The sequence below is a fragment of the Corallococcus sp. CA049B genome (assembly GCF_003611685.1).
Classification (GTDB): Bacteria; Myxococcota; Myxococcia; order Myxococcales; family Myxococcaceae; genus Corallococcus; species Corallococcus coralloides.
In genome coordinates, this window is the sequence record NZ_RAWC01000021.1 from 1 (window position 1) to 12,541 (window position 12,541).

The following is a 12,541-nucleotide window of genomic DNA, read 5'->3' on the forward strand; positions in this document are numbered from 1 at the left end:
GGATTGGGCGTTGCAACGGGACGCCTTCCGCCTTTCATCCCTCGCGGTTCCCCGCCTGCCGGCGCGCGCGGCCGGGTAGATTCAGGGCATGGCCTCCGGTCCCCGCGTCCTCCTCCTCGCCGAGCGCTTTCCCCCTGACATCGGAGGGCTCGCGCGCAGCGGGGCGCGCACCGCGGGCTCGCTCGTGCGGTTGGGCGCACGCGTGGACGTGGTCGCCTGGACCCGCACGGCGCAACCCGGAGCGCTGGAGACGGTGCAGGACGCGGGGGACGTGTCGCCGTTCGCGAAGGGCGTCACGCTGCACCGGCTGGGGTTGTTCGGCAGCGCGGACCTGTCCATGCAGCACACGCTCGATGTGCTCGGCCACCTGCACTCGCGGCGGAAGTACGACCTGGTGTGGGGGCACTACCTGTACCCGCCGGGCTTCCTCGCGGTGGTGTTCGCGCAGAGCGCGGGGCTCAAGTCCATCCTGAGCGCGCGGGGCAATGACGTGGATCAGCTGATGTTCCCGCCGGGGGACTTCGCCCGCCTGCTCTGGACGCTTCAGCGGGCGGACGTGCTCACCGCCGCGTCCGCGGACCTGGGCCGGAAGATGGCGATGCTGCTGGGCCGCGACCCGGGCGTGGAGGTCATCCCCAACGCGGTGGACACGGCGCTGTTCTCACCGGGCCCGGCGGACGCGGCGCTGCGCGAGCGGTTGGGCATCCAGCCGGGCGAGGCGGTGCTCGGCTTCTCCGGGGAGCTGCGCCACAAGAAGGGGCTGCCGTTCCTCCTGTCCGCGCTCACGGAGGTGCGGCGCGTGCGGCCCGCGTGCCTGCTGGTGATTGGCGAGGTGCGCGCCCGGGACGCGGAGCACCTGGTGGCCTACCGGGCGGAGCATCCGGAGGACGCGGCGCGCATCCTCATCTCCGGCGCGCTGGAGTCCCCGGAGCTCATCGCGGAGCACCTGCGGCTGTGTGATGTGTATCTCCAGCCGTCGCTATGGGAGGGCATGCCCAACGCGCTGCTGGAGGCGATGGCGTGCGCGCGGCCGGTCATCGCCAGCGACGCGGGCGGCATCCCGGAGGCGGTGGAGTCCGGGGTGAATGGCTTCATCGTGGAGAAGGCGCTGCTCAACCACCTGGGGCAGGCGTGCCTGGACGTGCTGGGCATGCCTGAATCGAGGCGCGCGGCGTTGGGGGCGGCGGCGCGGGCGCGAGTCGAGGCGGGCTTTCAGGCGGACGCGGAGGCGGCGGTGTTGTCGCGCGTGCTGACGCGCGCGATGCCCAGGTCGTCCGAGTAGGCGTTCACCAGCGCCTCCTGCGCGCGGCCCCAGGGGAAGTCTCGCTCCACGCGGGCTCGGGCGTTGGCGCTCAGGGCGGCGCCGAGGGCGGGATGGGCGATGAGGTCCCTCACGGCCTCGGCGATGGCCTTGGGCGAGCCGGGGCGGATGCGGTAGGCCTCGGTGGCTTCCGCGAGCGCGCGCACCACGGGCAGGTCGCTGACGACGACGGGCGTGCCGGTGGCCATGGCTTCGAGGAGCTTCAGGGGGCAGCAGCCCTGCACGCAGTTGCGGTCGTTCACGGGCAGCGGCACGAGCACGACGTCGCAGGCGTGGTGCAGCCTTGCGAGGTCTTCCTGGGGCAGGGGTTCGAGGATCTCGACGGCGCCCTGGAGCACGAGGTCGCCGCACCGGTCCAGGAGGGCGCGGCGCGCGTGCTTGCGCAGGGGGCCCACGAGGGTGAGCGTGACGGGCAGGTCGCGGCGCAGGAGGCGGCAGGCCTCGATGGCGTGGTGCACGCCCTGCCACGCGGTCATGGTGCCGCTGTAGAGCAGGCGCACGGGGCGGCTGGCTTCAGGCGCGCGAGGCGGGGCGTAGCGGAACACGTCCAGGTCCACGCCGTTGGGGATGATGCGCAGGCGCTTCGGATCCGCGCCGCGGGAGAGCAGGTGCTCGGCGGTGACGGCGCTGGGCGTGACGAGGAGGTCCGCGGCCTGGAGGCAGGCCTCTTCCTGCGCGAGCAGCTTGCGCATCAGTTCCGCGTCATCGGAGACGTCGGGGTGGTGGTACTTCAGCTCGATGGAGGGCAGGCCGTTGACCTCGTAGACGAGCGCGTCGGTGAGGGCGGCCTTGCGCCGGGCGATGGGGTAGCCCTCGAAGATGGAGCGGACGTGGACGACCTTCGCGCGCGGCCGGCCCCGCCACCACGCACCCAGGTGAGAGCGGAACGTCAGCGCCTGGGCGACCAGGTCTTTCCCGCGGGCACCCAGCGGGTGGTAGGTGACGTGGGGACCCAGGGCAGGCGGGGGAGCGCCGGGCGCGTCGCCGATGGCCACCAGGTCCACCGGGCCGAACGCGGCGCCCAGGGCCTCCACGAAGGCGCGGATGTGCACGGCGGCGCCCTTGGGCGCTGGGAAGCGGTCGAAGGACGCGTAGACGATTCCGGAGGTGCCCACGGAACGGTGCTACCGCGACGGCGGGCTGGCGGCAAACGGGGCGCGTCCGCCGATTTCAGGGAAGCGTGCGTAGGCGCGCAGCAGGGCGTCGAGGTGGGCGGGGTCGTCCAGGTCGAGCGGTGCGTCCGTGAGCTGGACGAGCCAGCCTCCGCTTGAGGTACGGCGTGAGCGGGTCAGCAGCTCCGCGTCGCGTGTTGCATCCGGGAACCCGAGCAGTCGCGCGGTGGCGTCGGACCAGTAGTTGAGCCACCCGAGTCGATGCGGCACCTCCGGTGCACGGAGGGCCTCCGGGAGCTTGAGCGCGGGCAGACCCCTGGGCGGTTGGGGCGGGCCTCCCAACGTAGGGCTTGTCTGCAACGCGATGTCCGATGCCGTGCCGCTGGGGGTCACATGGCCCCAGAAGGCGCGTGTGGCTTCCGCCACTGCGGAGAGCACTGCTGTAGCCACGGTGATGCCGCTGGGATCCCTGCGCCATTTCGCATGGATCTGGAATTGAGCCTGCCGGCCAGCGGAGACGCCTGCTGGGCTCTCCCATCCCGTCAGCGTCACGAGGTGTTCATCCCCGTTGCAGAGGAGGGGCATTCCGCGAGTTGACTGCTCTTGGGCGATCCAGGCATCCCGCTGCGCCAGCGGGATGAACTGACCTTCGTCGGAGATCGACCACGAGAGGCTCAGTCCTGGAATGGCCTGCTCCATGGCGCGGGCTGTCGTGATGGGGCGTTCGTCATCCGCCGCGAGCGCGGGCGCATAGGCGATGAGCAGAAAGCGCGGTGGAGTTGCCATTTCAGCACCAGTCCATGACAACAACGGTGAGGCCAGCAACCAGACTGCGCAATGCTTCCATGTGCGCGGTGCTTCGGACTCCAACCGCGAAGCCATACCCGCAGGCCTGCGCGATGTCGCGCTCCCGCGTCAGCTCCGCCGCCTGCTTCCTGAGAACGATTTCCCGCAGTGCCTCCGAGTACGCATCGAAGTTGTCGGTCTTGATCTCCCAGAGCGTGCGCGTCGCAGGTTGTAGCGCGTCGAAGGCCTTGCCGTTGACCAGCACGTTGGCGCCTCGGAAGGCGTTGCGCGGAATGTTGTCGGCGCACATGTTGTGCAGACCGTTTCCCCCTTTGGGTGGAACCCGCTTGGGGATGCACTCCGGGCCGCGCTCTCGCGGATCCAGTGAGCTGGGCGGCCCTGGCGGAGGAAACCAGTCCCGTCCGGAGGCATTCCCCTCGGGCTCTGGGCTGTGCTCCGCCACGGGTTGCCGTGTGAGGGGCCGCGTCCGGGGCGCATCTTCATCCGGATACGCGTGCCGCAGCTCATACGCTTCCAACTCCTCTTTGATGGCGACCGCCACCACCACCACTCCGATGACGACCACGGCGCCCACCACGAGCTCCGGCTGCGTCAGCAGGCAGACCCCCACCACCATTTGCAGACTCGCCGCGTCCGCCGTGGCCACGGGACATCGCTGCTCGACGTCCTGGAAGCGGACCCGCCGCGTGTCCAGCGCGGGAAAGCACTGCTCCACCACTTCGGCCCAGGTCCGGGACGCCTCCCGCACCACGCACCGGCCGTCGTCCCTCCAGGGCAGCGTCGCCGCGCGCTGGAGGTTGGCGCGCCTCGGGCTTCGGGACTCGGGCGGCTGCGTCGTCGCGCAGGCCGTGACGAGGAAGAGCATCAGTGCGACGCAGGTGCGGAAACGCATGCCCCGGCTGCCATAGCATGGCGCGCATGCTCATGAGCTCCATGGTGATGGTGGCGTTGTTCACGGCCGCGCCCGCTCCCAAGTCCCAGCCTCTCACGTGGAAAGTGACTGGCTCCGACGTGACGTTCGAGATGTCGTCCAAGGACCTGCGCGCCCTGCGCGGCGGCAAGGAGGTCTTCGGACTCCAGTCGCGCAAGAAGGGCTTCCTGGAGAACCTGCGGCCCGACCCGGAGAACCCCCGGGACACGTCCGATTATGAGGCCGCCGAGTCCTACACCGTGCTCTCCGTCGTGGGGCCGTGGGTGAGCTACGAGAAGTCCGTCGGCGGCTTTACCGGCGGAGCGCACCCGTACGCGGCCTCCACCTACGTCACCGATGACGTGACGAAGGACCGCGGCGAATTCTCCCTGCTGGACGTGTTCCCGGAGAAGGAGGTCCTCAAGGCGCTCAAGGCCGATGGCTTCGTGAAGCAGCACATCGACGACGAGAAGGCCTTCAAGGACGCGAAGACCGTGGTGGCCCTGATGGAGAGCCTGAACCCCGGCGAGGACTGCGTGGGCTTCAACTCCTCCGGCATCGAGAGCGTGAATCGCTCCGTCGCCTTCCACCACGTCCAAGGAGACAAGGTCGCCGTGCGCATCGCCTTCAGCTACGACAACGAGTCCTGCCGCGGGAACATGTTCGTGGTGGGCGTGCTGCTGCCCATCCCCGCGTCCCTGAAGCCCGCCCTGGAGCGCGCCCGCACGCGCCAGGAGGGCTTCCTCATGAAGGACGCCAAGACCGTCAAGGCGCCCTCCGTGAACTTCGAGTGGGAGGGCGCCAAGGCGAAGAAGCCCTGATCAGGCCGGCCGCTCCACCTTGCCGTCCGCGTGCCGCGCGAAGCGGCCTTCCTCGCGCGCGTGCACCGGGTCGTGGCTGGGCCAGGGCCAGCCGCCGAAGCCCGTGCGCTGGTAGTCCGCGAAGGCCTGCTGGATCTCCTGCCGCGAGTTCATCACGAACGGGCCGTACTGCACGACCGGCTCGCCAATGGGCCGCCCCTGGAGCAGCAGCAGCTCCGCCGTCTCCGGGCCGTTCTCCAGCACCACGTCCACGTCCGCGCGCAGCTCGATGGCGTTGCGCGCCGGCACCGCCCGGCCTCCCACGCTCATCTTCGAGCCCAGGAAGAAATAGAGCATCCGGTTCGTGCCGCGCTTCGCCGCCGGCAGCGTCCAGCGCGCGCCCGGCTCCATCTTCAGCGTCCAGATGGCCACGTCCGCGTCCGCGTTCGCGGCCCACGACTTGGGCGGCGACGGAGGCGCCTGGAGGTCGCCCAGGTTGCCCGCCACCACGGTGACGTTCGTGGCGCGGCCCGCGTCGTCCTTCGCCACGTGGCGCGGGATGACGTGGTTCCACAGCATGGAGAAGTGCGCGGGCACCATCTTGTTGGCGCGCGGCAGGTTGAGCCAGATTTGAAACAGCTCGATGTGGTTGCCCTGGTCCTGCTTGAGCAGCGGGAACATCTCCGAGTGGTTGATGCCGCCGCCCGCGGTGAGCCACTGCACGTCGCCCTCCCCGAAGCGCGCCGCCGCGCCCAGCGAGTCCGAGTGGTCCAACAGCCCGTTGCGCACGATGGTCACCGTCTCGAAGCCCCGGTGCGGGTGCTGCGGGAAGCCCGGCACCACGGTGCCGTGGTACATGTTCCAGCCGTCCCGCCCCGCGAAGTCCTGGCCGATGTCCCGGCCCGCGAGCGACGCCTGCGGCCCCAGCTTCTCGTTGCCCTGGGGATAGCGGTCGTCATGGTGCACGCAGAAGAGGAACGGATCCGGCGTCCGCCACGGGGTGGGGGACGGCCCCAGGGGATCCACGCGGACCACGGCCTCCGGTTGCTGTGCCTGCTGCTGACTCATCTTCGACTCCTCTGCCTTTCCCGAGCCGCGTGAACACCCCGCGACGGTGGTGACACCCGCCGCCGCGATGAGCTTCAGCGCCGCCCTCCGGCTCACTTCATCCACGGTCCACCTCGCGCTCCATGCCGTTGGGGCCGCCCATCCTACCTAACGTCCTGGCCTTCCCGGCGCTCGGCCTGCCTGCCGGGTCGGCGGTTCACCCCTGGTAGGACGGCCCAGAGGGCCCTACGCTCGCGCACGGGTCCGCCCGACGGGCATCGCAGGGAGTCCACCGCCTTGGCGGTCAACGTCAGCCGCTTCCACGAACTCTTCCGCTACCAGTCCCGCGCGCCGGTGCCGGACCTGCTCGAGGACATGGAGGTCCTGTCCCAACTGGACGCCCGCGCGGAGGGGCAGCGGCGCGCGCTGGCGTGGTCCGGGTGGTCCACCGCGCTTCCGGGCGGGGTGATGGCCGCCGTGACCTACGGCGTGTGGGCGGGCACCGTGGAGCGGGATGAAATCACCGAGGCGGGTGCCCAGCTCCTCAAGGTCACGGGCGTGGTGGGTGGGGCGCTGCTCGTCGTGGGGCTCCTCCTCTTCCTGTGGCGTTACGCCCTCAAGCCGCGCGACCTGGACAACCGGCGCTACGGCCTGGCCCAGGCGCTGCTCCGGCGTCTGGAGATGGACCTGGCCCCGAACGCGCCGGTGCGGCTCAAGCTGGACCTGCGCGCGCCGGACGTGCTCGACAAGCGCGTGAGGCAGGACCTGGTGGGCTGGTGGAACACGGACTTCTTCGTCGACCCGTGGTTCATGCTGGAGACCCGGCTGGCGGACGGCGCCTTCGTGCGGATCCGCATGGTGGAGCGGCTCCAGAAGCGCGAGCGCTCCAAGACGAGCGCCAGCGGCAAGACGAAGACGAAGACCAAGCGCAAGGGCTTCGCCCAGTTGAGCGTGTCCGTGCGCGTGAAGCCAGAGCGCTACCCCGGCCTGGAGCGGCTCAAGGTCCGCGCCACCGCCGCCACGCGCCTGCCCCGGAAGGTCGAACTGGAGCGGGTGCGCGTCGCCCCGGGCCGGCTGCTGCTGCGCGCCCGGCTGTCCGACGAGTGGGTGGCGCGGGCGGAGCGTGAACCGGGGACCCGGGACGACGCGTCCCGCACCGCGACGATGATGCTCCTGAGCCTCTACCAGGTGCTGGGCTACACCCGGCGGCGCGCGAAGCTGCAGGCCGCGCGCGGACGCCGTCAGTCGGTTTGACCGCCCGGGGGCGGCTCCCTACGCTCACGGCCGTGTCGCTCGACCTCTCCGAATTCCAGAAGACGTACGTCTACGAAACCCGCGCTCCGGTGGCGGAGGTGCTGGAGGACCTGAAGGCACTGGGGAAACTGGACGCGCGGGCGGAGCGGAAGCGGATCCTGATGGGGATCGGCTCCTTTGTCTCCATGTGCCTCGGCATCTCGTTCGCCGTCCTGTCGCAGTGGCTGCTGTCCGCCGCGCTCTTCGCGACGAGCATCGTCCTCTTCATCCTCTGGATTCGCTCGAAGCACACGGACCTGGACAACCGGCGCTACGGGCTGGTGGCCGCGCTGCTCCAGCGGTTCCAGGTGGACCTGGACGCGAACGCGCCCGTGGACGTGAAGCTGGACCTGGCGCCGGAGGATGCGGAGCGCAAATGCGTGGGCAAGCGCAAGCGGGGCCGGTGGGACAGCGAGGACTTCACCGACGCGTGGCTGTCCCTGCACGGCCGCTTCGCGGACGGCACGCACCTGCACCTGTCCGTCGTGGAGCACGTCCAGAAGCGCAAGCGCTACGGCCGCGGCAGCAGCGGCAAGACGAAGCTCAAGACCAAGCGCAAGGGCAAGACGCTGCTCCAGGTGGGGCTGCGCGTGAAGCCGGAGCGCTTCCCCGGGCTCACGGCCCTGGAGGCGCGCGCGCGGAACGCCGTGAAGCTGCCCCCCGGCGCCCGGGTGAAGCGGGTGCGCGTGGCCGAGGACCGGGTGGAGCTGCGCGTCCTGCTGGATGAGGGCTGGGTGGCCCGGGGCCCCAAGGTGGCGGAGCCGTCCGAGAGCCTCCCAGGCAGGTCCCCGTCGAAAACGGATGCGTCACGCGCCGTGACGATGATGCTCTTGAGCCTGTATCAGGTGCTCAATTACTCCAGCTCCCGGGGCCAGCCCGGGAACGTGAGGTCCCTGCCGTGAAGCTTCGTGTCCTGTTCCTCGTGGGCCTGGGAGTGCTCGGAGTCTCGGCGTGCCAGCAGGGCGGTGCCCCCGCCTCCAGCGCGCAGCCCACCCAGGCGATCCCCGCCAACGCCGCCGCTTCCGCCGCCGAGCCGAAGGACGCGGGCGCCAAGCTCAAGTTCAAGGACGGCGACGACCGCGAGCGCTTCTCGCTCAAGCCCAAGGACGACGGCGCGAAGCTCGTCGACGGCGAGGACAAGGAGGTCGCCCGCTACAAGTGGAAGGGCGGCGAGCTCAAGGTGTCCGGTCCGGACGACGCGGTGCTGGCCTATGTCACGGGCGGCCCGGACGCGTTCCAGGTGAAGGACGCCGCGCGCTCGGCCGTTCGCTACACGCTCACGCGCGAGGGCTCCGGGTGGGTGCTCACGGATGACCAGGGCATGCTGCTCTACGCCGTGACCTCCGAAGGCGGCGGCGCGTCCGTGAAGGGCGCTTCCGGCGCGGAGGCGCTCCACGTGAAGGTGCGCGACGGCAAGCTGTCCCTGCGCGACCCGTCCGGCAAGACGGTGCTCGCCACCAAGCAGCCGGTGTCCGCGGAGGCCGCCGCGTGCCTCGGCTTCGACTCGCTGGACCTGCCCCTGCGCATGGCCCTGCTCTTCCGCCTCCAGACCCCCGCGGGCGCCGCGTCGCCCTGAGCCTCCAAGAGCCATGTCCCCATCCTTCGCTTCCGCAGAGCCGTGCCTGGAGACCTCCGGCTTCCTCTTCTCCCACCCGTGTGAGCGGGGGGCGACCACGCAGTGCATGCGCTGTCAGAAGCCCATCTGCCTGATGCACATGCGCACGCTCGACGGTGCGGAGACGGTCTGCGTGTCGTGCGCGCGCACCGCCGACAACGGCGATGAGAACCGCGACCTGTCCAACACCTCCGACGAGGACGACCCCAGCTACTACTACGAGGACTACGGCTACTACGGCCGCGACGCGTGGCGCGGCTCCGGGTCCTCGTCCTCGGGCAGCGACCCCAACGACTTCACCGAGGCCGACGGCGAGAGCGTGCGGCGCGAGGACGACGCCTCCTTCGAGGAGGACCTGGGCGGGAGCTGAGCGTGGCCGCGCGACGCCGGCACTGGCGCCTCTACGCGCTCGGCGGAGGCCTGGGGCACCTGACGCGCGCCGCGGCCCTGGCCCGCGTGGCCGTGGCCCGGGGCCATGCGGTGGACCTCCTCACCAACAGCCCGTTCGCCCCCGGCCTGCCCCTGGAGTCGTGGCTGGGCCCCGGCGCCACCGTGCACCGCGTGGACGCGCGGCTGGACAAGGCCGCCACCGTGGCGGCGGTGGGCGCGTGGCTCGCGGAGTCCACGCCGGACGTGCTGGTGGTGGATACGTTTCCGCGAGGGCTCGCGGGAGAGCTGGTGACGCTGCTGCCCACGGTGCGCGCGCCGCGCGTGCTGGTGCACCGCGACCTCAACCCCGTCTACGTGGAGCGCTTCGACGTGGCCCGCGCCGTGGACGCGTTCGACCTGCTCGTCGTGCCCGGGGAGGACGCGCCCTTCGCGCACCACCCGCGCGCGGTGCGCACGGCGCCATGGCTGCTGCTGGACGCGGACGCGCTGCTGTCCCAGGTGGAGGCCCGGCGGCGGCTGGGGCTGGATGACGGGGACTCGAGCCCCCTCGCCGTGGTGATGGGCTGTGGCCGCCCGGAGGAGGTGGCGGAGGCCGGGGAGACGGTGGCCCGGCTGCGCGCGTCACTGGCGGGACGGGCGGCGGTGCTGTGGCTCGTCCCCACGCCCCATGAAGGCGGGCGGACGGTCTGGCCGGCGCTCGAGGTGATGCGGGGCGTGGACGTGCTGGTGGGGGCGGGCGGCTACAACACCGTGCAGGAGGCCCGGGCCACCGGGACGCCGCTGGTGGCCTGGGCCCGGCCCCGGCTCTATGACCGGCAGGCCCTGCGGTTGAGGGAGGAGGAGCGGGTGGGGGACGCGGCGGAGCTGGAGGCGAAGGTCACGTCCCTGCTCCTGCACCAGGCCGGGCCCGCGCGCCCCTCGGCCTGGGTCAACGGCGTCCACGCGGCGGTGGAGGCCATCGAGCGCGTCGCGCGCTAGTGCTTGAAGCCCTGGTGGCCGGTGGCCGGCTCGATGCCGTGGGCCATGATGAAGTGGTACATCACCTGCGGGTCCTCCTTGGGGCCGCCCATCAGCTCCACCAGGAAGTGGCCCGCCTGCGGATCCGCGTCCGGATCCGGGGAGATGGAGACCTCGGAGACCTCACGGCCCACCATCACCATCTCGCCCACCAGGGACTTGCCCTTGATGAGCTGGAGGACGTGCTGGCGCTCCTCTTCCATCAGCATCCAGTGGAAGTCGTCATGGTCGAACAGCGTCATGTCGGGGGAGCCACACCGCAGGATGCAGTTGGTGTGCTCCTGGAGCCAGCGCCAGAAGGCATCGAAGTTCAGGGTGCGGGCCGGTGGTGCGAGCAGATCCATCGGGTGACCTCAGCGAGAAGAGCGGGCGCCCGAGCGCCGGGGGACGCGTCGGGCCGCGTGTCCGTGCTGACTAACATGGCCGGGCCTCGGGAGGCCGGCTCCTTTTGGGGGGCCGTGCCAGGAGTTGGCCCGCCAGCATCCAGGCGCGAATCCACGATATCGGACGCTTGTTGCTTTCCTTGGGAAGAGGGCAGCGACCACCTGGGTTGGCGCGGCCCGGAGGGAGGATGGGCAACCATGACGAAGCGGGACGCCGGCCGAGGGCTCGCGAGGAGGCGGCGATGAGCCTGCGCGCCTTCTTTTCCACCGTGGTGGGTGGGTTGGTGCTGCTCACCATGGTGTCCGCCACCCTGCTCGTGGTGCTGACGACCGCCCTGGAGCGCATGGCTTCCACGCTGAGTGAATCCGTGGAAGGCGTCCGGCAGGCCGAGGAGCTGGAGGTGGACCTGCTCGTCCACTCGCGGCTGCTGACGTCGCCGGGTGCTCCCATGGTGGCGGACCCGTCGCGCGGGCGCTCGCCGCCCCAGCTTGAGGCCGACCTGCGACGCCAGATGCTGGAGATGCACGCCATCGCGTCCACCCGGGAGGAGCGCCAGGCCGTGGCGGAGGTGCAGCAGCAGGTCTTCGCCTACCTGGCCGCGCAGCATGCGCCGCTCGGTCCGGGGGTGTCCCCGGCCCAGCACGAGACGTCGGCGATGACCTCGCTGAACGCGGCGCTGCGCTCGCTGGAGCGCCTCATCCAAATCAACGTGGACCAGGCGCAGGAGGCCCGGCAGAGCGCGTCGCACTGGAGCGAGATGGCCGACCTGCTGGGTCTGCTGTTGGGCCTGCTGCTCCTGACGACGCTGGGCCTGGTGGTCTTCTGGCTGAGGCGCTTCGCGCTGCGCCCGGTGACGGCGCTGCGCAGCGCGATGGCCGGCTTCGGCCGGGGTGGGCGGCACCTGCGCGCGCCCGAGGAGGGCCCGTTGGAGATCCGCGACATGGCCCGCACCTTCAACGAGATGGCGGACAGCCTGACCCACCAGCAGGAGCAGCAGCTGGCGTTCCTGGCGGGCGTGGCGCACGACCTGCGCAACCCCCTGTCCGCGCTGAAGCTGTCCACGGCGCTGACGGGCCGCGGAGAGGTCACCCCGGAGCGGATGCAGCGCACGCTGTCGCTGGTGCGCCGTCAGGTGGCGCGCCTGGACCAGATGGTGGGGGACCTGCTGGACGCGACCCGCATCGAGGCCGGCAAGCTGGACCTGCAGCCGGAGGTGCGCGACACGCGCGAGCTGGCGCGCTCCGTGGTGGAGCTGTACCAGTCCAGCGAGTCCGGGCACACGCTGGAGCTGGTGGTGCCGGAAGCCGCGGTGCTGGTGCGCGCGGACCCCTCCCGGTTGGAGCAGGTGCTGAACAACCTGGTGAGCAACGCGCTCAAGTATTCCCCCGCCGGCAGCCGCGTGGAGGTGTCCGTGCGCGGCGACGGTGAGCACGTGGTGCTGGCCGTGGCGGACCAGGGCATCGGCATGTCGCCGGAGGAGCTCCAGGGGCTCTTCATCCCGTTCCAGCGCGCGGGCAACGCGAAGCAGCGCGCCCCGGGCGTGGGGCTGGGGCTGTCGGTGTCGCGGCGGATCATCGAGGCGCACGGCGGCCGCATCGAGGTGGAGAGCCGGCCCGGCCAGGGCTCCGTGTTCCGCGTCCACCTGGCCCGGGTGTCCGCCGGCCCACCGAGGTCCTCCGTGCCCTCCGACGAGGAGGAGCCCGCCCCAGAAGGCTCCGGCTCCGGCGCCGACTCCGGAGCCGGCTCCGGCTCCGTGCACTGAAGGCCGGGTCAACCGTTGCCTGAAGCGGGCCCGGATGAAGCAGAGGGATGCGCCCGGGCGGGGCAGGGCGTACCTTGCGGCCC

13 protein-coding genes are annotated in these 12,541 nt (G+C 71.2%); 8 read left to right on the forward strand and 5 right to left on the reverse strand.

The window, feature by feature from the left end; translation table 11 throughout:
- Positions 1-88: 88 nt before the first annotated feature.
- A complete protein-coding gene (locus D7W82_RS07225; RefSeq protein WP_120617623.1) occupies positions 89-1,282 on the forward strand; it encodes a glycosyltransferase in 1,194 nt (397 codons plus the stop codon).
- On the opposite strand, the gene D7W82_RS07230 is transcribed toward D7W82_RS07225, so the two are convergent.
- From D7W82_RS07230 to D7W82_RS07240, 3 genes are read right to left on the reverse strand one after another with little or no spacing between them, the layout of a single operon-like run.
- Positions 1,213-2,436: a glycosyltransferase family 4 protein gene (locus D7W82_RS07230; RefSeq protein WP_120617624.1), complete on the reverse strand. Its 1,224-nt coding sequence runs from the start codon at positions 2,434-2,436 to the stop codon at positions 1,213-1,215. The genes D7W82_RS07225 and D7W82_RS07230 overlap by 70 nt on opposite strands.
- Positions 2,437-2,445: 9 nt before the next feature.
- The gene (locus tag D7W82_RS07235; RefSeq protein ID WP_120617625.1) at positions 2,446-3,219 is read right to left on the reverse strand and encodes a DUF5953 family protein; all 774 of its coding nucleotides are present in this window, start codon (positions 3,217-3,219) and stop codon (positions 2,446-2,448) included.
- Position 3,220: 1 nt separating this feature from the next.
- Positions 3,221-4,132, reverse strand: a complete 912-nt coding sequence (locus D7W82_RS07240; RefSeq protein ID WP_120617626.1) for a DUF6310 domain-containing protein — start codon at positions 4,130-4,132, stop codon at positions 3,221-3,223.
- Positions 4,133-4,149: 17 nt separating this feature from the next.
- Here D7W82_RS07240 and D7W82_RS07245 point away from each other — a divergent pair, with 17 nt between their 5' ends.
- The gene (locus D7W82_RS07245; RefSeq protein WP_120617627.1) at positions 4,150-4,971 is read left to right on the forward strand and encodes a hypothetical protein; all 822 of its coding nucleotides are present in this window, start codon (positions 4,150-4,152) and stop codon (positions 4,969-4,971) included.
- On the opposite strand, the gene D7W82_RS07250 is transcribed toward D7W82_RS07245, so the two are convergent.
- Entirely contained in the window at positions 4,972-6,018 is a 1,047-nt protein-coding gene (locus tag D7W82_RS07250) for a pirin family protein (RefSeq protein ID WP_120617672.1), read from the reverse strand.
- 276 nt (positions 6,019-6,294) lie between these two features.
- On the opposite strand from D7W82_RS07250, the gene D7W82_RS07255 reads away from it, so the two are divergent.
- From D7W82_RS07255 to D7W82_RS07275, 5 genes are read left to right on the forward strand one after another with little or no spacing between them, the layout of a single operon-like run.
- Complete coding sequence (locus D7W82_RS07255; RefSeq protein ID WP_120617628.1) at positions 6,295-7,251, forward strand: hypothetical protein; 957 nt, start codon at positions 6,295-6,297, stop codon at positions 7,249-7,251.
- A gap of 32 nt (positions 7,252-7,283) precedes the next feature.
- Entirely contained in the window at positions 7,284-8,192 is a 909-nt protein-coding gene (locus D7W82_RS07260) for a hypothetical protein (RefSeq protein ID WP_120617629.1), read from the forward strand.
- Positions 8,189-8,866 (forward strand): hypothetical protein, encoded by a 678-nt coding sequence (locus tag D7W82_RS07265; RefSeq protein ID WP_120617630.1) that lies wholly within the window; start codon positions 8,189-8,191, stop codon positions 8,864-8,866. Before D7W82_RS07260 ends, D7W82_RS07265 begins: the two co-directional genes overlap by 4 nt.
- A gap of 13 nt (positions 8,867-8,879) precedes the next feature.
- Positions 8,880-9,275 carry a hypothetical protein gene (locus D7W82_RS07270; RefSeq protein WP_120617631.1) on the forward strand — a complete coding sequence of 132 codons (396 nt, stop codon included), beginning with the start codon at positions 8,880-8,882 and terminating at the stop codon, positions 9,273-9,275.
- 2 nt (positions 9,276-9,277) lie between these two features.
- Positions 9,278-10,273: a hypothetical protein gene (locus D7W82_RS07275; RefSeq protein ID WP_120617632.1), complete on the forward strand. Its 996-nt coding sequence runs from the start codon at positions 9,278-9,280 to the stop codon at positions 10,271-10,273.
- On the opposite strand, the gene D7W82_RS07280 is transcribed toward D7W82_RS07275, so the two are convergent.
- Positions 10,270-10,656 (reverse strand): hypothetical protein, encoded by a 387-nt coding sequence (locus tag D7W82_RS07280; protein WP_014393086.1) that lies wholly within the window; start codon positions 10,654-10,656, stop codon positions 10,270-10,272. The genes D7W82_RS07275 and D7W82_RS07280 overlap by 4 nt on opposite strands.
- A 281-nt stretch (positions 10,657-10,937) precedes the next feature.
- On the opposite strand from D7W82_RS07280, the gene D7W82_RS07285 reads away from it, so the two are divergent.
- Entirely contained in the window at positions 10,938-12,458 is a 1,521-nt protein-coding gene (locus tag D7W82_RS07285) for a HAMP domain-containing sensor histidine kinase (protein WP_120617633.1), read from the forward strand.
- Positions 12,459-12,541: the final 83 nt, after the last annotated feature.